At 49.3% G+C, this 23,178-nt stretch carries 24 protein-coding genes; all 24 read right to left on the reverse strand.

The annotated features are described in order from the left end of the window. Positions 1-20: 20 nt before the first annotated feature. Positions 21-1,268 carry a flagellar motor switch phosphatase FliY gene (fliY, locus tag DFP94_RS07545; RefSeq protein WP_114495874.1) on the reverse strand — a complete coding sequence of 416 codons (1,248 nt, stop codon included), beginning with the start codon at positions 1,266-1,268 and terminating at the stop codon, positions 21-23. Next, positions 1,258-2,256: a flagellar motor switch protein FliM gene (fliM, locus tag DFP94_RS07550; RefSeq protein WP_114495875.1), complete on the reverse strand. Its 999-nt coding sequence runs from the start codon at positions 2,254-2,256 to the stop codon at positions 1,258-1,260. Before fliM ends, fliY begins: the two co-directional genes overlap by 11 nt. A 40-nt stretch (positions 2,257-2,296) precedes the next feature. Then, complete coding sequence (locus tag DFP94_RS07555; RefSeq protein ID WP_114495876.1) at positions 2,297-2,770, reverse strand: flagellar basal body-associated FliL family protein; 474 nt, start codon at positions 2,768-2,770, stop codon at positions 2,297-2,299. Next, entirely contained in the window at positions 2,767-2,991 is a 225-nt protein-coding gene (locus DFP94_RS07560) for a flagellar FlbD family protein (protein WP_114495877.1), read from the reverse strand. The genes DFP94_RS07555 and DFP94_RS07560 overlap by 4 nt, the downstream gene beginning before the upstream one ends. 57 nt (positions 2,992-3,048) lie before the next feature. Next, a complete protein-coding gene (flgG, locus tag DFP94_RS07565) occupies positions 3,049-3,870 on the reverse strand; it encodes a flagellar basal body rod protein FlgG (protein ID WP_114495878.1) in 822 nt (273 codons plus the stop codon). A gap of 95 nt (positions 3,871-3,965) precedes the next feature. Further along, a complete protein-coding gene (locus DFP94_RS07570; RefSeq protein ID WP_114495879.1) occupies positions 3,966-4,349 on the reverse strand; it encodes a TIGR02530 family flagellar biosynthesis protein in 384 nt (127 codons plus the stop codon). Then, positions 4,346-4,885, reverse strand: coding sequence for a flagellar hook assembly protein FlgD (locus DFP94_RS07575; protein ID WP_114495880.1), 540 nt, complete (start codon positions 4,883-4,885; stop codon positions 4,346-4,348). The genes DFP94_RS07570 and DFP94_RS07575 overlap by 4 nt, the downstream gene beginning before the upstream one ends. Before the next feature lie 18 nt (positions 4,886-4,903). Further along, positions 4,904-6,316 carry a flagellar hook-length control protein FliK gene (locus tag DFP94_RS07580; protein ID WP_114495881.1) on the reverse strand — a complete coding sequence of 471 codons (1,413 nt, stop codon included), beginning with the start codon at positions 6,314-6,316 and terminating at the stop codon, positions 4,904-4,906. A gap of 66 nt (positions 6,317-6,382) precedes the next feature. Continuing rightward, positions 6,383-7,330 carry a MotE family protein gene (locus DFP94_RS07585; RefSeq protein ID WP_114495882.1) on the reverse strand — a complete coding sequence of 316 codons (948 nt, stop codon included), beginning with the start codon at positions 7,328-7,330 and terminating at the stop codon, positions 6,383-6,385. A 43-nt stretch (positions 7,331-7,373) separates the two neighbouring features. Continuing rightward, a complete protein-coding gene (fliJ, locus tag DFP94_RS07590) occupies positions 7,374-7,817 on the reverse strand; it encodes a flagellar export protein FliJ (RefSeq protein WP_114495883.1) in 444 nt (147 codons plus the stop codon). 10 nt (positions 7,818-7,827) lie between these two features. Then, positions 7,828-9,147, reverse strand: coding sequence for a flagellar protein export ATPase FliI (gene fliI, locus DFP94_RS07595; RefSeq protein WP_114495884.1), 1,320 nt, complete (start codon positions 9,145-9,147; stop codon positions 7,828-7,830). Then, positions 9,134-9,988, reverse strand: coding sequence for a FliH/SctL family protein (locus tag DFP94_RS07600; RefSeq protein ID WP_114495885.1), 855 nt, complete (start codon positions 9,986-9,988; stop codon positions 9,134-9,136). The genes fliI and DFP94_RS07600 overlap by 14 nt, the downstream gene beginning before the upstream one ends. Continuing rightward, complete coding sequence (gene fliG / locus DFP94_RS07605; RefSeq protein WP_114495886.1) at positions 9,981-10,997, reverse strand: flagellar motor switch protein FliG; 1,017 nt, start codon at positions 10,995-10,997, stop codon at positions 9,981-9,983. Before fliG ends, DFP94_RS07600 begins: the two co-directional genes overlap by 8 nt. Positions 10,998-11,008: 11 nt before the next feature. Continuing rightward, entirely contained in the window at positions 11,009-12,595 is a 1,587-nt protein-coding gene (gene fliF / locus DFP94_RS07610) for a flagellar basal-body MS-ring/collar protein FliF (protein WP_114495887.1), read from the reverse strand. A gap of 31 nt (positions 12,596-12,626) precedes the next feature. Beyond that, positions 12,627-12,923 carry a flagellar hook-basal body complex protein FliE gene (fliE, locus tag DFP94_RS07615; protein ID WP_114496350.1) on the reverse strand — a complete coding sequence of 99 codons (297 nt, stop codon included), beginning with the start codon at positions 12,921-12,923 and terminating at the stop codon, positions 12,627-12,629. Between the two features lie 42 nt (positions 12,924-12,965). Next, on the reverse strand, positions 12,966-13,415 hold the full coding sequence (gene flgC / locus DFP94_RS07620; RefSeq protein WP_114495888.1) for a flagellar basal body rod protein FlgC: 450 nt from the start codon (positions 13,413-13,415) through the stop codon (positions 12,966-12,968). 6 nt (positions 13,416-13,421) lie between these two features. Beyond that, positions 13,422-13,829 carry a flagellar basal body rod protein FlgB gene (gene flgB, locus DFP94_RS07625; protein WP_114495889.1) on the reverse strand — a complete coding sequence of 136 codons (408 nt, stop codon included), beginning with the start codon at positions 13,827-13,829 and terminating at the stop codon, positions 13,422-13,424. A 390-nt stretch (positions 13,830-14,219) separates the two neighbouring features. Next, entirely contained in the window at positions 14,220-15,626 is a 1,407-nt protein-coding gene (gene hslU / locus DFP94_RS07630) for an ATP-dependent protease ATPase subunit HslU (RefSeq protein WP_114495890.1), read from the reverse strand. Positions 15,627-15,643: 17 nt separating this feature from the next. Continuing rightward, the gene (gene hslV, locus DFP94_RS07635) at positions 15,644-16,186 is read right to left on the reverse strand and encodes an ATP-dependent protease subunit HslV (protein WP_114495891.1); all 543 of its coding nucleotides are present in this window, start codon (positions 16,184-16,186) and stop codon (positions 15,644-15,646) included. Positions 16,187-16,269: 83 nt separating this feature from the next. Next, a complete protein-coding gene (trmFO, locus tag DFP94_RS07640; protein ID WP_425459247.1) occupies positions 16,270-17,580 on the reverse strand; it encodes a methylenetetrahydrofolate--tRNA-(uracil(54)-C(5))-methyltransferase (FADH(2)-oxidizing) TrmFO in 1,311 nt (436 codons plus the stop codon). Positions 17,581-17,625: 45 nt separating this feature from the next. Beyond that, a complete protein-coding gene (gene topA / locus DFP94_RS07645) occupies positions 17,626-19,728 on the reverse strand; it encodes a type I DNA topoisomerase (RefSeq protein ID WP_114495893.1) in 2,103 nt (700 codons plus the stop codon). A 115-nt stretch (positions 19,729-19,843) separates the two neighbouring features. Continuing rightward, a complete protein-coding gene (dprA, locus tag DFP94_RS07650; RefSeq protein WP_114496351.1) occupies positions 19,844-20,932 on the reverse strand; it encodes a DNA-processing protein DprA in 1,089 nt (362 codons plus the stop codon). 117 nt (positions 20,933-21,049) lie between these two features. Then, the gene (gene sucD, locus DFP94_RS07655) at positions 21,050-21,979 is read right to left on the reverse strand and encodes a succinate--CoA ligase subunit alpha (RefSeq protein ID WP_114495894.1); all 930 of its coding nucleotides are present in this window, start codon (positions 21,977-21,979) and stop codon (positions 21,050-21,052) included. A gap of 34 nt (positions 21,980-22,013) precedes the next feature. Continuing rightward, the gene (gene sucC, locus DFP94_RS07660; RefSeq protein ID WP_114495895.1) at positions 22,014-23,174 is read right to left on the reverse strand and encodes an ADP-forming succinate--CoA ligase subunit beta; all 1,161 of its coding nucleotides are present in this window, start codon (positions 23,172-23,174) and stop codon (positions 22,014-22,016) included. Positions 23,175-23,178: the final 4 nt, after the last annotated feature.

Here is a 23,178-nt window from a genome sequence, read left to right on the forward strand (position 1 = left end):
AAATCCTCCCTAAACTTCTACTATTGTAATTTTTGAATGCGGTCCCACTGGCTAACAATATCCGTGACGCGAACACCAAAGTTTTCATCGATGACAACGACTTCGCCTTTTGCGATCAATTTGTTGTTCACCAATATATCCACCGGTTCACCGGCAAGCTTGTCCAACTCGATGATCGAACCTTGTGACAATTCGAGGATATCCTTAATCTGTTTCTGGGTCCTTCCTAATTCTACGGTGACTTTAAGGGGAATGTCCATCAATAAGTTTAAATTATTTGCGTCAGCTTGCCCGAAAGCAGGGTTCCCCAAATTCGCGAATTGTACCGGCTGAACATTTACCCCCCGACCAGGCATGCTGCCGTAATGCTGCGGCTCGCTGTAAGGCCGTTCTTGGGGCGGATAATAGTACCCCGGAGGCTGTTGCATTGGCGCTCCCATAGGCGGCTGCATGGCCGGCGGGACTTGATGTGCGGCCATTGGAGGCTGCTGATAAGCTGGCGCGGGCGCTTCGTACGCCGGTGCAGGAGGCTCATAGTATGCTGCCGGAGCTGCTGCGGCCGCCGCTTCTTCCCGGGCCGACGGCTCGGAAGACGAACCGTTGATCAGACTGTCGACCATTTCTTTGGCGAATTTGACAGTCAACAATTGCATAATCGTCGAATCGATCAAATCCCCAATCGTCAGCCGGAACGAAATTTTAATCAAAATTTCGTCAGGAGGCAGGCTTGTTACTCCGCTTCCGTTCGTCATATTCAAAATATCGATACCCGGCGGGGAAATGTTCACGAACCGGTTAAAGATCGTCGACATCGACGTCGCCGAAGAACCCATCATTTGATTCATCGCCTCCTGAACGGCGCTGATATGAATCTCATTTAATTCTTCGTCGGCAGGGTTTCCTTCGCCGCCCAGCATCAGATCGGCAATGACCTGAGCATCCCTGGTCTTGATTACAAGTGAATTGACGCCTTCAAAACCGTCGACATACTGTACGTGAATGGCGACATGAGGCTTAGGGAATTCGGATTCAAACTGGGAACGCGTGATAATGGATACTCTAGGTGTAGTAATATCCACCTTTTTACTAAGCAGGGTCGACAATGCTGTAGCCGCGCTTCCAAAAGTGATGTTCCCGATTTCACCGAGAGCGTCCTGTTCCAGCGGTGACAAATAATCGGAAACCGTGGGTTCGGGAGCCGAGTCCGTGCTCGTTTGTTTCAGCAGGGCATCTATTTCTTCCTGGGACAAATAATCTTTACTCGTCAAGTTCCTCAACTCCTTCGGTGACAATTTCATCAATTTGAACGGCAACACGATCTTTCAGCGTACCTGGACTTCCGATATACTTCAACCGGTCGCCAACCCGGATGGACAAGCCATCCTGTACCGGTTTGTTCAGGGAAATTACATCGCCCGCGGAAAGCTCCAAGAACTCCTGTACAGTTATCTGTGACTCTCCAAGTTCGGCAATGATCGGCAGCTTGGCTTTATTCACGCGGTGCCGGAGAGCATCAACTTCTTCGGGTACGCGGGATTTTTTCTGGGATACGAACCAATGATGAACCGACAGTTTCGGCATGATTGGCTCAATTACGACATGCGGGATACAAAGGTTGATCATTCCCGACGTGTCCCCGATTTTCGTGCTCAACGAGATGAGCGCAATCGTTTCGTTTGGCGAAACGATCTGCATGAATTGGGGATTGGTTTCCAACGCTTCCATCCGCGGATTAATGTCGATTATGGTTTTCCAAGCTTCCTGAAGGCTTTCGAAGGCTCTACTGAATATGCGTTCCATAATAATCGTCTCGATTTCAGTCAAAGAACCGATTTTGGAAGGCGCTGTCCCGATTCCTCCAAGCAACCTGTCCAGCATGGCAAAGGCCACATTGGGATGCACTTCAAGCACCATTCTGCCTTCGAGCGGCTCCGCCTCGAAGATGTTGAGAATCGTCATCTTCGGAATGGACCGGATGAATTCATCGTAAGGAAGCTGTTCGACCTGAACCACATTAATTTGTACGAAGGTCCGAAGCTGCGCCGAAAAGTAAGTCGTAAGAAACCGGGCGAAATTTTCATGGATCCGGGTCAAACTACGGATATGGTCTTTTGAAAATCTTACCGCTCTCTTAAAATCGTAAGCACGGATCTTTTTCTGAGTCTCTTCCTTTTTTAGTTCCTCGGCATCCATTTCTCCGGAAGAGAGTGCGGCCAGCAAGGCGTCTATCTCATTTTGCGATAATACATCTACCAAACAATTCACCCCCTTGAAAGAAAGTCTAGATCGATATGTTCTAAATAGTTGTCATAACAAAGTATGTGATATCGATTTGAATCAATTTTCCTTCCGGAAGGGTCTTGTTGATCAGGTTGGTTAATTTGGAACTCAAATTATCTTTACCCTTGGCTCCCGTTAAATCTTCCGGCTTCGTATCGGCCAGCGTCTTGATAATAATCGGCTTCACTTTGAAGTCCTTGATTTTATCAAAAGCTTCCTTCGAAGTCTCCTTATCAAGCTGGAAAGCAAAGTTCATCACCACTACATAGTTCGGGTCGGACAAGTTCGTCTTGATATCATCAATCGTCGAAGTAACTTTAACTATTTCATCCGCTGTCAAATGTTTCAGCACCGCTTCACTATTATCGGCAGCTTGTACCTCGCCGCCTCCAGAAGGGGCCGACATTTGGTTAATCAGCAGGAAGGCGGCCAATACGATCAGCGTAATGGAAAGCATAATAGTAATCAGCCATGGCGCCATCTTTTTCATGACAATTCCTCCGTTTGTTGCACTTTAATAGTTGCTGCATGGATACCGATCTCGCTGTAGTAATCCTTAATCATCACGATCACTTCGGCCGCCTTCTCCAGCACGATTATACGCTTTCCGGTAATCAAGGTTACGTATGTATCGGGCGTTTCTTCCACGGTTTCAATCATTAATGCATTAAGACACACTTGAGTACCGTTCAGTCGTGTTACTGAAATCATGTTTCCCCTCCCAAATAGAACGGGGAAGAAGGTTATCCTCCCCCGCTATCCTTCATCCTAACGCTTCAGGTTAACAACTTCCTGCAACACTTCATCCGAGGTAGTAATTATACGGGAGTTTGCCTGAAATCCGCGCTGGGCAACGATCATCTCGGTGAATTCTCCAGTCATATCGACATTGGACATTTCCAGCTGACCGGAAACGATCGCTCCGGTTCCGACTTCGGCATTGTTTGCCGTCGTCGCAACAAGTTCACCCTCTTCGTTTGCATTCAAGGTCATCCGGTACAGATTGCCGCCGATTTTCTCCAGACCTTCCGGGTTCGTTACCTTGGTTACGCCAATTTGTCCTCCAGGCTCAGTGTCGCCGGTGTTCATTTTCTGAACAATTGTTCCGTCCGCTGAAATGGAGAATGCTGTAACATCATCCCCAATAGGTTCAAGCGGATCCCCGCCGGCGTCGCAAACGAGCAAGCCGTCGGAAGTAACGAGTTGGCGGGCGGCATCCAAGTGGAAGTCACCGGCACGAGTCAGGAAGGCAACTTCTTGATCGGCCGACAGTTTAACCAGGAAGAAACCGTCGCCGTCAATCCGCAAGTCAAGCGGATTGTTGGTCGTCATGGCGCTACCGCCCGTATGCAAGGTATCGATTGAGCCGATGGATACGCCGAGGCCGATCTGTCTTGCATTGATCCCTCCGCTTTCGTCTTCTACCGGAGCAGTAACCCCGGAAACCGTCTGGCTCATGATATCCTTGAACATCACGCGGCCGGATTTGAAACCCACTGTGTTTACGTTAGCAATATTGTTACCGATGACATCGAGTTTCGTTTGAAACCCGCGCATGCCTGAAACGCCCGAATACATGGATCTTAACATTTTTTGCATTCCTCCCTGGAATAATATCAATTTAGCCGCATCAGTCGATCAGCGGCGCTCGAGGGCTTTCCGAATCCGGGCCAGCCTTCTAACATCTAAGGAATAATTACAGCGCTATCGATTTGCGTGAATACATTGTCTTTCATACTGCTTCCGTCCATTGCCGTCACAACCGTACGGTTGTTCACATTGACGATCAAAGCCATATCCTTCATCAAGATGAGCGAATCTTTGGCCCCTTTGGCAGCTGCACTGTCAATCGCCGATTCAATCTGGTTTAGTTGCTCCGCCTTTAGTTCAATCCCGCGTTGCTCCAGCCGCTTCACAGCATGATTACTAAAATGCAAGAGTCTGTTTTCAAGCAAATCTTTAAATGAATTGCCTTGCGCATCCGCAGTTTTTATATTCTTGCTTTGCGATAAAGCGTTAGGCTGAATGCGTCCGGGGTATAAGCTTCCGATACGGATAGGATCGTTCACTGTACATCAGCTCCCAATCCTGAATCTGACGAGTTGTCGTCTTCAGTTGGTTGTTCCGGTTCCGGTTCTGGCTCAGGAGCGTTCTCCACCTGCTCAATCTTGGATATATCGACCTCTTTATCGCCGACCTTCACATAATGAAGACCGCTGCGTACGATAATGGAATCAACCAAGCCACTCTCCACGGTTTTAATTACTTCAGGCTTTTTAGTTTTGATGTCGTAATTGCCGGTCTTCGTCTCAGCAACCCAACTGACCAATTTACCGATCAGCCCCGAGCTGTTCCCCAGGGATTGGCTCATAGCTTTAAGTTGATCTGATATATTAACCAACTGTTCGACAGAAGTAAATTGTGCCATTTGGGCAACCATATCTTTATTGTCCATGGGAGACAACGGATCCTGATATTGCATCTGGGCCATCATCAGCTTCAAAAAATCGTCTTTGCCGAGCTTATTGTCCTTTTTGCTGGCCTTGGCTACGTTCTCCGCAGAATAGTTCGGCCACGTCGCTCCGGTTGATACAATCTCTGCCACTGTTCATCCTCCCTTCTCTTAAGCTCTAGCGACAAAGGAACTGCCAAGCGAAGACTCGCGTTCTCTGACTCCGGAAATCCATTCGTTCCATTCGTCGTTCAAATCATTAATTGCAAGAAGCTCTTCCTCGCGAACCACTTCACGGCGCTTCCCGTTTTGCTGCTGATTCGTGCCGTTCCCTTGCTGACGTCCATCCTGATACATATGGGAGGACAGCGCTGTATTCTGCGTTACTTCAAGTTTGCCAACCTGAAGTCCTTGGGATTGCAAGGCTGATCTAAGCTGCGCCAACTGGGCTTCAAGCGATTCCTTGGCAAAAGTATGCTCGGTCATAAACTGCGCAACCATGTGACCGTTTTGCATCGTAATCTTCACGTCAACTTGACCCAAATGCTCAGGATAAAGGGAAATTCTCGCTTCGGACACGCCACCGGCTTTCACGATATCTAATTTGCTAACCAAAAAGCGGCTCATTTCCTGACCGAAATCCTCTACCGGAACTTGCGGTGTTGCGGATTTCAATGCCGTAGCTGCACTGTCACGAAGGACAAGTTGTCCAGCTGTCACGATATTCCCCGCTTGCAGCGGATGATCACTATCGGAAGATTCGCTTCCGGTATTACCGGAATCTTCTCCAGTCAAAATGACCGGCGAGACCGTAACAGGCGAAACTTTAACGGCGGAAATGTCAGTTTTCGCGATCACCGAAACTTGGAACTGTCCTTCTTCCGATTTGGCTGCAACAGCTTGTCCGGCTTGGTTTAACGATAAAGGATTATCATTCGGCTTACTAGCTTGCAAGTTCGTTGCCTGACCGACTTGTTTGCCCGTTAACGGTTTGGCATCGCCATTCAAGCCAGCTGCAGACATCAAGCTCTGAAGCGACCCCATCAATGCTTTCGCTTGAAGAGTTTCCGTGCCGGAGACAACTGAAGCATTGGATTTGGAAGAAGCTGCAAGTTGAAGTAATGCGTCCTGAACAGCAAAGCGCACCGTCTGTGGATGCTCTGCAAGCGCCGGAAGCAAGCTTTCGGTTGCACCACTGTCAATCGACTGTCCTGTTGCATTATTCTGCAAGAACATGTGCACATTTAGCAACCAAGTCTGCAACACGGCGAGCAGTTCGGGATTTTCGGTAAGAGCTTCATCCAGTTGGTCCAACTGCTGCAGCAAGCCTTGAAGCATAGCATCGAGACCGCTGACATTTCCCTCCGGATTTACACCTTCGCCATTTTCCGTTAATCCTGCCAAAAGCGCCATTTGCGCGGCAAGTTGTCCTTCCTGTGGCTTAACGCCCCCGGTAAGCATGGATATAAGCGTTTGATCGAATGATACTCCACTTCCTTCACCGGATACGTTCTTACCGCCTGAACCGTACCACAATCCGCCTACAGCAGATCCGGTCGACACATTGGAAAGTGTTTGACTCATTTTCTTTTTCACCTCCTTTCACAATAAGTTACTCTTCAATCCTTTGGAAACGGATTAGAGATTACCTTATTTGCTTACAAGCTGATTCACGATTTTCACCGATAGTTGCTCATCTTCCTTGGTCATGGCATCCAAAATTTTGGAGCGGGTTGTATCATTCACGGCTTTCAAAATTTTCAAACCCTTTTCCGGGCTAATCTTGTAAGTTTGAATGATTAGCTTGGATGCAGCTTCCGCAGACATTGATCCAAAGGTTTGAGCCAGCTGAGTTTCGTCCAAAGCTGTCCCGGACGCCTGGGCAGGCTTCTCTTCCGTGGCTTCTTTCTTGAGCCGGGATTGCAATGCGGCAATCGCCAAATCCTCCGCCGGTTTCGTGTCCTTAAGCAGGATCGAGATATCGGCTGCTTTTTGCGGGTCCATTTTCTCCAAAATAGCTACCTTACTCTCATTACTCATCACGCTAAACATCTGCAGCGTTTCGTCGGTCGTCAGCTTATCAAAGATCGCAGCCGCTTTACTTGGACTCATTCCCGAATAAATTTGCGCCAGCTTCTTGACTTCTTTCTGATACGCCGCTTGTTCCTCAGCCTCTTTTTCATCGGTTGCTTTCTGCTGGGCAGCCTCGAGTTGGGATTCCAGATCTTTTACTTTGCCGTCTTTCTCTGCAACCTGATTGTTCACTTGCTGCAACTCCGCTTCCTGCTTGGCCACTTGCTCTTTCAACTGATCCAAGGTAGCTTTTGTGCTCTCTTCTTGTTTTTTCTCCGCTGCCTCTTTGTTCTCCGTCTTTTTCTTCTGCGCTTCCGTCAATTCCGGATCCGGAATAATCTTGTCAATAAACGGGATTTTGTTCCCGATATCTAACAGTGTGTTCTTGAAACTTGGACTGAACAACGTCAGAAGCACAGCCAGCAAAACGACAGTAAACAAAATCGGGGTCATAAAGAATAGAAACCTTGAGAAGCCTCCTCCCCTCGGCTCCTCCAATTCTTCGTCCAGTTCTGTCCGTGCCATTTTCATCCCTCCTTCGCAAACCCATTCTAGCGCCCTGACTCCTTTAACGGGCTCTCATGGCGAACCGGACTGTAGCCATCTCATCCAGTTCGTTTTGTTCCCGAAGAAGCATCACATGCTGATATTTTTCCATCGCCTTCTCTTTAGCTTTCAGCCATACCTTTTCGTCAAGCATCTTGCCGTTCAATGCCACTTTCTTGTTGTCAACATTCACTTCTGCCCGATGCACATCTCCCATTTTCCGGTCGATGCTTTGCTCGAGATAATCCATATACCGCTGCAACTCTTGCAGTTTGATCATCGAAGCCTTGTTCTCCATCTCGGTCTGAAGCGCAAAATATGTTCGGGACCGCTCCTCCAGCAACTGTTCCAGAGAATGCTGCTCTGCCTGGAGTATGCCAACCGCCTCCGAAAGCATCCATTCGGCCTGGGTCTTTTCATTGGTCTTCAAGTCCACGACTTTCTGATAGACGTAACGGAATCTCATCCTTTACCTGTCATCTCCTCGCAAATTCGGAAATTAATTGTTCCTGTGCTTCGGGCAGCGTTACTTTTTCATTCACTTTCTGTCTGGAAAAACCCCAAATGCTCTGAATGTAACTCATCGCCTCATCGATTTCGGCATTGGATCCCTGCTGATAAGCACCGATATTAATGAGATCTTCGGAGTCTTTATAAACCGCGAGCAGACGCTTTAAATTTTCGGCGGCATCATTCTGTTCATCGGTGACGATGTCCTTCATTACGCGGCTGATGCTGGCTAGAATATCGATCGCGGGAAAATGCCCCTTATTCGCGATATTCCGGTTCAGCACAATGTGTCCGTCAAGTATCCCCCGGACTGCGTCAGCAATCGGTTCATTCATATCGTCGCCGTCAACCAGCACAGTGTAAAAAGCAGTGATCGAACCGGTCGGTCCGGTTCCTGCCCGTTCCATCAGCTTCGGCAGAGCGGCAAACACGGACGGGGTATATCCGCGCATTGCGGGAGGCTCACCGACCGCGAGTCCTACTTCCCGCAGCGCCATTGCATACCGGGTAACCGAATCCATCATGAGCATGACATTAAGTCCTCTGTCCCGGAAGTACTCCGCGATCGTGGTAGCGATAAGCGCTCCTTTCATCCGGATCAGTGCAGGCTGGTCGGAAGTCGCCACAATGACAACTGAACGTTCCAACCCTTCAGGACCGAGGTCGCGTTCGATAAAGTCAAGCACCTCGCGTCCACGTTCCCCCACCAGGGCAATTACGTTGACGTCCGCAGCCGTATTGCGTGCGATCATGCCCATCAGCGTACTCTTCCCGACCCCGGAACCGGCAAAAATACCAACCCGCTGTCCTTTGCCGATCGTAAGCAGTCCATCGATCGCCCTGACGCCGATGCTGATCGGCTCGACCACGCGAGGTCTGTTTAACGGATTCATCGGCTTGTTAGTCGTGGAATAGTGTCCCATACGCGACGGAAGCACCGAGCCGTCCAGCGGCTGGCCCAAACCGTCCAGAACTTTGCCCAGCAACTCGGAGCCGACCTGCACGGTCAAAGGCTTCCCGGTCCCTACGACGTCGCAACCCGGGCCGATCGACGTCAATTCCCCGAGCGGCATCAACAGCACTTTGTTATCGCGGAAGCCAACGACCTCCGCCAGCAGCGGCTGGGATGATTTGCTCGGATAAATGTAGCAGACATCGCCGACGCTGGCGTCCGGTCCTTCGGACTCCACCATCAGGCCAATGACCTGAGTCACCTTGCCATTAATCCGAACCGGATCCAAATGCTGAAGATGATCGATATAACGGCTTGAATCAATGCTCGCCATCCGACACTCCCCGTTCTTCGGTCTGCCGTGAAATTCGCAGCAGTTCCTTTTTGATCTCCGCCAATTGGGTATCAATTCTGGCATCCACGCTTCCGAAGGAAGAACGGATCACGCAGCCGCGATCCTGTACCGACGGATCAGGAAGGATTTGCAGTTCGGCCTGAGAGTCGATTACCAGGCTGAGTTCTTCCCTCGCCGCTTGTACAAAAGCAAACTGGGACGGTGCCACGCACAGGGCCAAAATCCCCTGCTCTCTCTTCCGAGACAAGCTCTGCTTGATCAGCTCAACCGTATAATCCGGTTCGAGATCCAGCTGTTTGTCGATCACTTTCTCAGCTATGGCACAACTCAGATCCACCAGAAACGGCTCTGCTTCTTGAATAATCCGTTCTTTTTCCAGATAAGCTTGTTCGAGAACGGAACTCGCTTCTGCCATCATTTCCTCTATTTTTGCCTGAAGCGCCTGTTCAACCTGTAGCTTTCCTTCCTCATAGCCCTCATTGAACGCTTCGGATTTGACGGCTTCCACGAGATGCTCATCCTGCTCTCTGCGTTCATTCCACCAGGCTTCGATTTGCTCCCTGGCCTCTGCAAGAAGCTGTTCGGCCTGTTCCGAAGCGGCTCTTACCTGGCTCTCAGCAAATTCCTTGGCATCATACAGCATTTGTTGCCTGGCTTCTTCGGCAGCTACGTCTTGGAGAGATCGGGAATCATCCCGAACCTCCTCCGGAAATTCATCATCTGATCGCGGTTCCTCATAAGTCTCATACGTTTTGGCCAAATTGAGCTGTTTTAGAATGTCTACCGGCACGTACTGGGATACTTTGATCAAATTAGACAATAATGTCATCTCCTCCGCCGCGGGCGATTATAATCTCTCCGGCATCTTCCAATCTGCGGATGGTAGCTACGATACGGGTCTGAGCTTCTTCCACGTCACGCAGCCGCACAGGACCCATAAATTCCATTTCTTCCTTGAAGGTATCGGACATCCGCTTCGACATATTGCGGAAGACCGCTTCGCGGACTTCTTCGCTTGCCACTTTGAGGGCAAGCTGTAAATCCGCATTTTCGATATCGCGAATGATCCGTTGTATGGAACGGTTGTCGATGTTGACGATATCTTCGAACACAAACATCCGTTTCTTGATCTCTTCTGCCAGTTCCGGGTCCTGAATTTCCAACGAATCCAGGATGGTTCTTTCCGTCCCCCGGTCGACGCCGTTCAGAATTTGAACGATCGCCTCGATACCGCCGGCGCTCGTATAATCCTGAGTTACAGTAGCGGACAACTTTTGTTCCAATACCCGCTCCACCTGGGAGATGACTTCAGGCGACGTGCTGTCCATTACAGCGATTCTTCTCGCCACTTCCGCCTGTTTTTCCTGCGGAAGGGATGAAAGAATCACCGCCGCCTGCTCAAATTGAAGGTAGGACAAAACGAGCGCGATCGTTTGGGCGTTCTCGTTTTGAATAAAGTTTAGAATCTGATTCGGTTCCGCTTTGCGGGCAAAATCGAATGGCCTTACCTGCAAAGTCGCTGTCAAGCGATTAATAATATCGATCGCTTTGGATTGGCCCAGCGCCTTCTCCAAAATCTCCTTGGCGTAGGTAATACCGCCTTGCGTGATGTACTCCTGGGCAAGACAGATCTGGTGAAACTCCGCCATGATCATATCTTTTTCCGCGCTTTCCACTTTACGCACGTTGGCGATCTCAAGCGTAAGCTGCTCGATTTCCTCTTCACGCAAATGCTTGAATATTTGGGCGGAAACTTCCGGCCCCAGCGTAATCAACAAAATTGCCGCCTTTTGTCTTCCGCTTAATCCCTGGGAATTTGTTTTTGACAATGCGTTCACCTCTATTCGTCAGCCAGCCAGGTGCGAAGCAAGTTGACGAATTCGTCCGGCTTCTTCTTGGCCAGCGTCTCCAGCTGTTTGCGCACTTGGTTCTCGTTTGTGACAGATTCCAGGTTGATAGAAGGAAACTCCGGCGTAAGCGGCATCGGGATTTCTTCTTCCACCTCTTCTTGCTTGCCTTTGCGGCGAATCAGCAGGAAAATAATGCCTGCAACAGCCAGCAATGCAACGGCTCCGACTCCCCATACCAACGGGCTGGAAAGGCTCAAACCGGAAGATTTTGTCTCCGTACTATAAAAAGCTTGAGAGAAGACAGAAACTTTTTTCTCTAAATCTGCGTCTGTATAAGTAGTACCTGAATCGGCCAAATACGATCCGACAATATTGGTCAGGATATTCTCGATCGCCTTCTGAGTCGCCTGATCTAAAGTTTGTTGACCGTCAGGTGGTTCAACTGCCACATTAATGGTTAAATCCTTTATGACATAGGGACTGGCCACAATGTCCTTGGTAATTCGGTTGACATCATAATTGATAGTGGATGACGATTCCTCCGACGACGAACCGCCGCTTCCCGTGTTACTTCCCGGATAGTTGGATACGTCGGTTTCGCCGGTACCCGCTACGCCGCTGTCAGGAGTCCCTTCACCGGTATAGCTTTTCTGAATTTTTTGGGCGCTGATTTCGATACCCTTCATATTTTCGGTATCCACAGGCGTTACCAAGTTTTCTTTCTGGCTTATCTGGTCAAAATTAAGCTTGGAAGTAACCAGTACTTCAACTTTGTCCTGACCCATCAATCTCGCCAGGAACTGTCTAACGCTTTGCTTTACGTCGCTCTCGAATTTTTTCTGAAGAGCCATATTTTCCTGTACTGCAGTTGTCAGCGATCCGATTTGACCTCCCTGACCTGTAGGCAGCATCACAGTGTCATCGCTGGAAGACAACGAGATGTTTTCCACCGGCAAATTCGGTACAGAAGTCTTCACGAGATTGAAATATCCATCAATTGCTTCCTGATTCGGACGATATCCCGGTTTAAACGTCACCACGACGGAAGCGGAAGCTTTCTCCTGTTCGTCTGGACTCGCAAATACATTTTCCGCCGGAAGATTGATTAGCACCTTCGCATCATTAACCCCTTGCATTTTCTTCAGGAGCTGTTCAATCTCACCGTTTAAGGCGCTTTTGTATTTAACGTTAAATTCATTGTCGGTCATGCCGATCAGAGATGAACTTTCATTAAATGAACTCCATCCGATGGAACCGTTTTGAACGATTCCTTGGGAGCCGACATCGACTTTGACGCGGGATGCCTCTTTGCTAGGGACGGAAATGCTTGTCCCGTCCGGGCCAAGCTTGTATGGAATTTTGCTCGATTCCAGGTGATTGATAATTCCGGCAGCATCCGTAGAATCCAGATTCGTGAAGGCGACCTCATATTCGGTTTTTGAGAATTGAATCGTAAGCAGGATCACGGCCACCAAAATGATGGCTATCGTAGAAATCAGTAATGTTTTTTGTTTCTTGCTGAAATGGTTCCAGTACCCGGTCAATTTGTCCCGATACTGGGCAACTCTCTCATTCACAACGTCACCTCATCCGAAGCATGCTATTTTATTAAATTTGCGTACGCATTATCTCTTGGTAAGCTTCAATCACTTTGTTTCTTACTTGCGTAGTCAACTGCAAACTTAACATGGCTTGCTCCGAGGCGATCATCACCTGGTCCGCGCTTACTTCACCAAGCAGAAATTTTTCATTCATCGTTCCAACATTTTTTTCCTGAGCAGCCACTCCGTTTATTGCGTCCGTTAAAAAGGAACTGAATTCCTTGATAGACTCAGCAGGGGTGGGAGAAACCGGGCTTTTGGGTGTTACCGCCGAGTCTATCGACTTTAATGTGTTAAAGTTCATTGCCTGAATCAAAGATCAACACTCCTAACTCCTAATGAAATTCTATTTTCCGATTTGCAGCGCCTTCATCATCATAGCCTTTGAGGCATTCAATGCGGTTACGTTAGCTTCATAAGAACGCGAAGCCGACATGACATCCACCATCTCTTTCAACATGTCCACATTCGGCATATAAACATATCCTTCGCTATCCGCATCAGGATGAGTGGGATTGTATACCGGCTTGAACGGAGCAGTATCTTCCTTAATTTGCGTAACTTTAACTCCTTGGCTGGCCGAACTGTTGTCGAGCGCTGAATTCAGGGCTTGACCAAATTCGGTTTTCATCGGTGCCATCACAACCATTTTGCGGCGGTAAGGGACCGCTTTTCCATCTACAACCTGCGCTCTTGTCGTTTCTGCATTGGCGATGTTCGAAGAGATAACATCCATCCGGAGACGTTGAGCAGTCAATGCGGAAGCACTGATATTGAAACTGTTACTGATCTTCAAAATTATTTATCTCCCTTCCACAGCGGTGCGCTTCATTTTAATCTGATAATTGATTTGTTCTATGTAGGCATTGTAGCGAAGCTGGTTTTCAGCCAATTGCGTCATCTCGCTGTCAATATCCACATTGTTCAGGTTGTTGTTTATCACGGTGGATTGGTCCGTCAGAACCGAAGGAGTTGGGATTTGGGACGTAAGGCCTATGTGAAAATGCCTTTCATTTGTCCGTCGTCCTTCTAAAGTCAATGTGGAACCGTTCATCTCATTTTGTAAAAGGCTTTCAAAAGCTACACTCGATCGTTTGAAATAAGGGGTGTCATTATTTGCTATATTATTGACAAGAAACCCCTGCCTGAGATTGGCTGCCTGTACTGCCGATTCCAGCCGCTGGAATCCGATACCATTCAATAATTGCATTTCGCTTCCCCCCTAAAAAACGGATAAAAATTCTAATTCTACGTATTCAACAACTTCAGAAACAATTCCTCTTTTTTCGACAAAAATCTCGTTTTTCATGTCTTTCAAACGTCCTAATGTAGAATAAAAGTATAGAATGTCATATATCCTAAGTTTCGTGGAGATTGCAATTTATTACAATAAGAAAAAAGCACTATCTTTGACGAAATTAGCGATATTTTTTGCACTTTTTGCAAATTTTTCAATTTTTTCGAGTGATCTCGACAAAATTTTAATTTCTACAATTTCAGGTATATTAGTAGGAATAACGACAAAAGACCGTAAAACCCGACGATCCATGGGTCTTACGGCCTCGAAAATACATAAAGTGAAAGATTGAACAGGTCCCGATTACAAAATATACTGGCTTAAGTCTCGATCCTTGGCGATATCCCCTAGCTTTTCACGTACATATTCCGGGGTTATCGTCATTTTATCAAGAGTCAGCTCAGGGGCTTCAAAAGACAAATCTTCCAATAGCTTCTCCAAAATCGTATGAAGTCGTCTCGCGCCGATATTCTCGGTATTGGCATTCACGCTGGCCGCGATGGCTGCGATTTCCCTAATAGCTTCAGGTGAGAATTCGATTTCAATATTTTCAGTTCGCAGCAGCTCCGTGTATTGTTTGGTTAGCGCGTTTTGAGGTTCCGTCAAAATCGAGACGAAATCCTCCAATGACAAACTGCCCAGTTCCACCCGAATCGGGAATCGGCCCTGAAGTTCCGGAATAAGATCCGAAGGCTTGGCGACATGAAAAGCGCCGGCGGCAATAAAGAGAATATAGTCTGTTTTGACAGGCCCGTATTTGGTCATTACGGTAGAGCCTTCCACAATCGGCAGAATGTCGCGTTGAACGCCCTCGCGGGAAACATCCGGGCCGGAGCCTTGACTTTTGCTGGCCACCTTATCGATTTCATCGATAAAAATAATGCCGGTCTGTTCGGCACGTTCAACCGCTTCTTGAGTAAGATCGTCCTGGTCGATCAACTTGGAAGCTTCCTCTTGGGTCAGCACTTTCCTGGCTTCCTTGACGGACAGCTTTCTTCTTTTTGTCCGGCGCGGGAGCAGGCTTCCGAACATTTCCTGCATATTCATGCCCATTTGGTCGTTGCCTTGCCCGGCAAACATATCCATCATCGTCGGCGAGTTATCCTCAACATCGACCTCAACGGTCTCGGTTTCCAGTTGTCCCGCCAACAATTTAAAACGCACCTGACGCCGACGCTCGATCAAATTGACATCCTCGTCGGTAGATTCCTGCGAAGCATTGCTCTCGTTTGAATTCTGATTTCCAAACAGCATTTCGAACGGATTGCGGGAGCTTTTGGATTTGCTTTCGGAGGGAACGAGGATTTGTACCAGCCGTTCATTCGCCAGTTCCTCCGCCTTGTCCTTCACTTTCTCTGTACGTTCCAGCTTCACGGTGCGGATGGCGATCTCGACGAGATCCCTTACCATCGACTCCACGTCTCGTCCCACATAGCCAACTTCCGTAAACTTGGTTGCCTCTACTTTGATAAAAGGAGCGCCTACCAATTTGGCCAGACGGCGCGCAATTTCCGTTTTGCCTACACCTGTGGGACCGATCATCAAAATGTTTTTCGGTACGATTTCATCCTGGACCTCTTCGCTGAGCAAACTGCGGCGATAGCGGTTGCGGAGTGCCACGGCGACAGATTTCTTTGCCTGCTTCTGGCCTACGATGTACTTATCCAACTCGGCTACAATTTGTCTCGGCGTTAAATTCCCGTTTGACATGACTTCGTCCCCTCCGATCACAATTCTTCAACAATAATGTTGCTGTTGGTATAAACACAGATTTCAGAGGCAACCTGGAGCGCTTCGCGTGCAATGTCTTTGGCTTCCAGTTGTACCGCATGACGTTTGAGGGCTCTGGCGGCAGACAGCGCGAAATTCCCGCCAGAACCGATGGCCAGTACGTCGTCATCCGGCTCAATAATTTCTCCACCGCCTGATATCAGAAGCATACCGGAATGATCCATGACGATCATTAGTGCCTCCAGTTTGCGGAGTACACGGTCCGACCGCCATTCTTTAGCGAGTTCTACCGCAGCTCTCTGAAGATTGCCATGATGTTCCTCCAGCTTGCCTTCAAACTTTTCAAACAAGGTGATGGCATCCGCCACCGAACCCGCAAAACCGGCCAACACCTGGCCTCTGTATAATCTGCGGACCTTTTTCGCTGTCTGCTTCATGACGACGCTCTCGCCGAACGTAACCTGTCCATCTCCCGCGATCGCTCCCTTGCCGTTATGACGGACGGCACAAATGGTAGTGGCATGAAAACTAGGAACCATGGATACCGCTTCCTTCCTTCTGTTTCTCCTCTGAAAGAGATGATTTTTAGACTATCTTTAGTATCTTATGTCTTCGCCCCGAACTATAGCCCCTTGCTGTCTATAAAAGAACGTAAACTATCCAGCGCCCGACGGGCAAGCGCTTCATTCTTCTCGGCTTTTTTACGGTACCGCGTATCCAGCTTAGGAAACAATCCGAAGTTGGCGTTCATCGGCTGAAAATGCTCAAAATCTGCTGTGGTAATATAACGCGCCATACTGCCGAGCGTCGTGTCTTCCGGGAAAACGATACCTTCTTGGTCCGCAAAGGTGAGGGAAGCGTTGATGCCTGCGATCAATCCGGAGGCGGCCGATTCTACATAGCCTTCCACTCCCGTCATCTGCCCGGCGAAAAAGAGCGTAGGACGCTTCTTCAATTGATAGGTCGGCTGCATCAATTTCGGTGAATTAATAAAAGTATTGCGGTGCATAACGCCGTAGCGTACAAATTCCGCTTGCTCAAGCCCGGGAATCATGGAGAAGACCCGTTTCTGTTCGCCCCACTTCAAATGGGTCTGAAAACCCACCAGATTGTACAGCGTTCCCGCTGCATTATCCTGGCGCAATTGTACAACCGCATGCGGCAACGTACCCGTATGGGGATTGACCAGACCGACAGGCTTCATCGGACCGAATAGCGCCGTTTGCTTGCCCCGGCGCATCATAATTTCGATCGGCATGCAGCCCTCGAAATAAACTTCTTTTTCAAACTCTTTCAGTTGGGCAACCTCGGCCGTGATCAACGCTTCGTAGAAAGCGTCGAATTCCTGCTCCGTCATCGGACAATTGAGATAAGCAGCTTCCCCCTTGTCATAGCGAGAAGCCAGATAGACCTTGTCCATGTCGATCGAATCCCTCTCCACAATCGGAGCGGCCGCATCGTAGAAATAAAAATAATCTTCTCCGGTCAAACTGCGAATTTGCTCCGACAATGCCGGAGAAGTCAAAGGTCCGGTAGCGATGATGACGATACCTTCCTGCGGAATTTCGGTAATCTCTTCATTTACTACCTCTACAAGCGGGTGTTCATGTAGGCTCTTCGTAATCTCGCCGGAAAAGCCGTCCCTGTCGACGGCAAGTGCTCCCCCGGCTGGCACGGCGTTACGGTCGGCTGCCCCAAGAATTAGCGAATTCAGCATCCGCATTTCTTCCTTGAGCACCCCGACCGCATTAGTAAGGCCATTCGCCCGCAGCGAGTTGCTGCAAACGAGTTCGGCGAATTTGTCGGTATGATGGGCCGGTGTCTTCACCACCGGGCGCATTTCGTATAAAGTCACGGGAATCCCCCGGCTCGCGAGCTGCCAGGCAGCTTCACTGCCGGCCAGCCCCGCGCCGATGACGGTTACCCTGTTCATCTCTGTCACGCTAAATCCCCCCAGATCGTGCTGTTCATTAATACACTATTCAACTGCCGAATCGTCATCCTGTTCCTCGATCTGCTCTACAAAATCGCAGGAAGTACACTGCAGTTTGCCGCCTTGCTTATTCCGTTTCTCCACGACGAGCGATCCGCATTTCGGACACGGTTTCGGCGAAGGCTTATCCCAGGAAACGAAATCGCAATCCGGGTAACGGTCGCAACCGTAAAATATTCTGCCCTTCTTGCTACGGCGTTCCACCACATGGCCTTCCTTGCATTTAGGGCATGTAACGCCGATATCCTTGATGATCGGCTTGGTGTTACGACAGTCGGGAAATCCCGAACAAGCCAAGAATTTTCCGAATCGACCGAGTTTATACACCAACGGCTTGCCGCACTTCTCGCAAATTTCATCGGAAACCTCATCAGCGATTTCAATTTCCTTCATCTCTTCTTCAGCGACTTCCAGCCGCTTTTCGAATGTTTCATAGAAATCGCCCAATACTCGAACCCAATCCTCGGATCCTTCCTCCACATGGTCGAGGTCACCTTCCATATGAGCGGTAAACTCCACATCGAGAATTTCCGGGAAAAACTGTTCCATTTGCTCAATGATCAGCTCCCCAAGCTCGGTAGGCATGAATTTCTTCTCTTCGATCGCCACATAACCGCGCTTCTGGATCGTTTCCAGAGTCGGGGCATAGGTGCTTGGGCGTCCGATGCCAAGCTCCTCCAGCGTCTTCACCAGACGGGCCTCGGTATACCTTGGCGGAGGTTGGGTAAAATGCTGCTTCGGTTCGATTTCTTCCATTTTGAGCTGATCCCCCGTATGCAGAGGAGGCAGAAATTTATTGTCATCGGTAGTTCCGTCGTCATTGCCTTCTACATACACCTTCATAAATCCGGGAAACCGGATTTTAGAACCAACCGCACGGAAAATAGCATCCCCCGCGGCAATATCAACCGACATCGTGTCCAACACTGCCGATGCCATCTGACTGGCCATGAAACGCTCCCAAACCAGCTTGTATAAGCGATACTGATCCCGGCTCGTGAACGCCTTGACCGATTCGGGATCACGCAAAGCCGAGGTAGGACGAATCGCTTCGTGCGCATCCTGGGCTCCCGCCGCTTTTTTCGAATATTGGCGCGGTGCTTCAGGCACAAAATCCTCACCGAACTTCTCGGTGATATACTCTTTGGCTTCATCCTGAGCCGAGGAAGCAATGCGGGTGGAGTCCGTACGCATATAAGTGATTAATCCGACCGTGCCTTCTTTTCCAAGATCGACGCCCTCATAAAGCTGTTGGGCGACAGACATCGTTTTGGCTGCACGGAAATTCAGCTTACGTGCCGCTTCCTGCTGCAAAGAGCTTGTCGTAAACGGAGCGGCGGGGTGGCGAAGCCGTTCCTTCTCTTTCACGTCGGCGACTTTATAATCGGCGTTCTCAATCGCCTTTAATATTTCTTTGACCTGAGTCTCATTGCCCAGCTCGAGTTTCTCGCCTTTGAACTTATGGAACTTGGCCTCAAAAAGATTATCCCCGGTCAATAGTTTTGCCGTAATGCTCCAGTATTCCTCAGGAACGAACGCCGAAATCTCGTTTTCCCGATCCAATATGATCTTCACCGCGACCGATTGAACCCGGCCGGCGGATAAACCCTTCTTTACCTTTTTCCACAGCAGCGGACTGATTTTATAACCTACCAAACGATCCAGAATTCGTCTAGCCTGCTGGGCGTTCACCAGATCCATATTGATCTTGCGTGGGGTTTTAAAGGCGTCTTTCACAGCCTGCTTCGTAATTTCATTAAAAACCACGCGGCATGTTTCCGTCTGGTCCACGTCCAGGACGTGAGCCAAATGCCAAGCTATCGCTTCTCCTTCGCGATCGGGGTCAGCCGCCAGATATATTTTTTTAACCTTTTTACTGGCATCTTTAAGTTCTTTTAATACTGAACCTTTCCCACGGATCGTAATATACTTCGGACTGAAGTCGTTCTCTACTTCAACCCCAATTTGACTCTTGGGCAAATCGCGAACATGACCCATTGAGGCCTTCACGATGTATTTGCTCCCTAGGTATTTGCCAATCGTTTTCGCCTTGGCAGGCGACTCCACGATGACGAGTGAATCCGCCACAGGTTCATCCTCCTCTCAAACAATCCAGAACTTATTATTCATCATTAAAATCAGGGCTTCCCCTGGGTAAATAATATATAGTCTTTGTTTCATGCCACTCTCGGTTAGGAATGGACTATATAATCTTATAAACAGAACCAGGTAATTGAACTACCTCTTTTTTCATGATTAAAGATAACAGAACTGAATGTAAAAGTCCAAAATCCCATCCGGACTCATTCATTAACCCTTCAAAAGTGGAGTTCCCCTGCTCCAACATATGGTATATGCGCCGCTCCTCTATTGTCAACTCGATTCTGGATGGCTCCGGTTCATATGTAGGTGAAACACTAGGAAGGAAGTGCTCGTATTCTTCCAAGATATCACCCGGCTCCGTTACGATTTTTGCGCCTTGCTTAAGCAGTCCCAGCGTCCCCCGGCTCTTAGGCGAAGTAATCGGACCCGGAACGGCGAACACATCCCGACCTTCCTCCAACGCCTGGTCCGCCGTAATCAGCGAGCCGCTGCGGACATCCGCTTCCACCACTACCGTCCCCCGGGTCATTCCGGCAATGATGCGATTCCGTTGAGGGAACATGCCCGGGTGCCCTTTCGTGCCTATCGGATACTCGGATACGATCAGCCCGGATTCTGCAATTTTCCGGTAAAGGGTAACATGCTCTCGAGGGTAAACCTCATCAATGGCCGTACCCAGCACCGCGACTGTGGACCCGCCTGCATTTAACGCCGCTTCGTGACAAATACCGTCTATGCCCCGCGCCAGCCCGCTAACGATTGTTATTCCGCGGGAGCATAGCGCTTCGGTCAGCCATATTCCGATTTTGCGACCGTAGGCGGTTGGCACCCTAGTTCCGACCATCGCCACCGAGAGACCGACAAGCAGACTTCTGTTGCCAAGAGTGTACAATACCCAGGGAGGTTTTGCCGTTTCCTTCATTAATATAGGATACGATTCATCTAGACAGGTCACGGGAAAAATTCCCTTCCGGTGCATGAGGTCCATCCGTCCCTCAATCCAGCTTGACGTAAAGCGCTCGGACATCCGCAAAGCCAGCTCCGCTTCCAGTCCGCATTCCATCCAATCTATAGCAGAGAATTCCAGCGCATGCCCCCATTCCTTGTTCGCGGAAACAATATCCGATATTTTCTTCCAACCCAGCCCCGGACTCTCCTGAAGCCCGATTAGAATACAACGTTTGTCCATCGTCTTCCCCCATTCCCTGTTCGGCCCGCAAGCCGGAAAATCCATAAAAAAAAGCAACCTTCTCCCCACATGGGACCAGAAGGTTGCTTACCTTTATCCAAGTATATCAGAAATTGCTTAATGTGTCGTGCAGCTGTTTAAAATTCCGCGTTCCTCCAGCACACTAACGAGTGTGGAGCCCATTTCGGAAGGAGTTGGCGCCACCCGGATGCCGCATTCCTCCAGTTTCGATATTTTCTCTTTGGCGGTACCTTTCCCGCCGGAAATAATCGCACCCGCATGGCCCATCCGTTTACCCGGGGGCGCCGTTACGCCGCCTATAAAGCCTACAACCGGCTTCTTCATATGGTCGCGGATCCATTCTGCCGCTTCCTCTTCCGCCGTGCCACCGATCTCTCCGATCATGATAACCGCCTGCGTGTTGTCGTCTTCGTTAAACATCTCCAAAATATCGATAAATTCCGACCCTTTTACCGGGTCGCCGCCAATGCCAATGGCGGAAGATTGACCGATTCCGCGGGTCGTCAGTTGATGAACCGCTTCATAAGTGAGCGTTCCGCTCCGCGAAACGACGCCAACATGGCCCGGCAGATGGATATAACCCGGCATAATTCCGATCTTGCACTCTCCCGGCGTAATGACACCCGGACAGTTTGGACCGATCAGGACGGTCTTTTTCCCCTCCATATAACGCTTTACCTTCACCATATCCAGCACCGGAATGCCTTCCGTGATACAAATAACGAGTTCCATTTCCGCTTCAACCGCTTCAAGGATAGAATCGGCTGCAAACGCAGGCGGTACATAAATGACACTGGCAGTAGCTCCTGTAGCCGCTTTTGCTTCTCTCACCGTATTAAAAACCGGAAGGCTGACGGTCTCCCCATTCTCAAGCTCAATTTCGACCGAGGTCCCGCCTTTTCCGGGAGAAGTACCTCCGACCATTTGAGTTCCGTAATCCAGCGCCCCTTTGGCATGGAACAGGGCGGTTTTCCCTGTAATCCCCTGGGTAATGACTTTTGTATTTTTATCTACCAAAATACTCATACTTCGAGCCTCCCATCATGGATAAGATGTTTAGTTACGATACGAGTGCAACGATTTGCTGGGCGCCATCGGCCATGGAATCCGCTGATACGATAGCCAGTCCCGATTCGGCAAGAATCTGCTTGCCCAATTCTACATTCGTTCCTTCCAGGCGCACGACCAACGGACGGTCCAAGCCGACCTGCTTTGCCGCTTCTACAACACCGGAGGCGATAACATCGCATTTCATGATGCCCCCAAAGATATTGATGAAGATCCCCTTCACCTTCGCATCGGACAAAATGATCTTAAACGCTTCCGTAACTTTCTCGGCCGTCGCACCGCCACCCACATCCAGGAAATTGGCCGGGTCCCCGCCGTAATATTTAATAATGTCCATCGTCGCCATAGCCAGCCCGGCCCCGTTGACCATACAGCCGATGTTGCCGTCCAGGGCAATATAGCTTAGATCAAACTTGGAAGCTTCAATTTCCTTGGCGTCTTCCTCTTCCAAATCGCGGAGGGCTAAAATATCTTTGTGGCGGAACAGCGCGTTGGAATCAAAATTCAGTTTCGCATCCAGCGCCATCACATCCCCGTCTCCGGTAACAACGAGCGGGTTGATTTCCGCGATGGAACAATCCTTATCTACGAACGCTGCATACAGGGCCAACATAAACCCGGCCGCTTTGTTCACGAGCTCTTTCGGAATATGGATGGCAAACGCCAACCTGCGCGCCTGATACGGCTGTAGTCCAAGTGCCGGATCAATGACTTCCTTGAATATTTTTTCAGGCGCATTCGCCGCTACTTCCTCGATTTCCGTTCCGCCTTCTTCCGAGGCCATCATAACTACGCTTCCCGTGCCCCGGTCTACTACAACGCCGACATAATATTCCTTCTTGATGTCGCAGCCTTGCTCAATGAGCAGGCGTTTTACCTCTTTGCCCTCCGGTCCCGTCTGGTGCGTTACCAATACTTTACCAAGGATCTCCTGAGCATAGCTCCGTACTTCGTCCAAATTTTTAGCCACTTTCACGCCACCGGCTTTGCCCCGGCCCCCCGCGTGAATTTGCGCCTTTACGACCACCACCGGGCTGCCCAGCGCTACCGCAGCTTCCACGGCTTCGTCAACCGTAAATGCCACTTTTCCGGCGGGAACAGAGACACCATACTGCTTCAAAACTTCTTTTCCTTGATATTCATGGATATTCATGCTT

The sequence above is a fragment of the Fontibacillus phaseoli genome, from assembly GCF_003337355.1.
Classification (GTDB): Bacteria; Bacillota; Bacilli; order Paenibacillales; family Paenibacillaceae; genus Fontibacillus; species Fontibacillus phaseoli.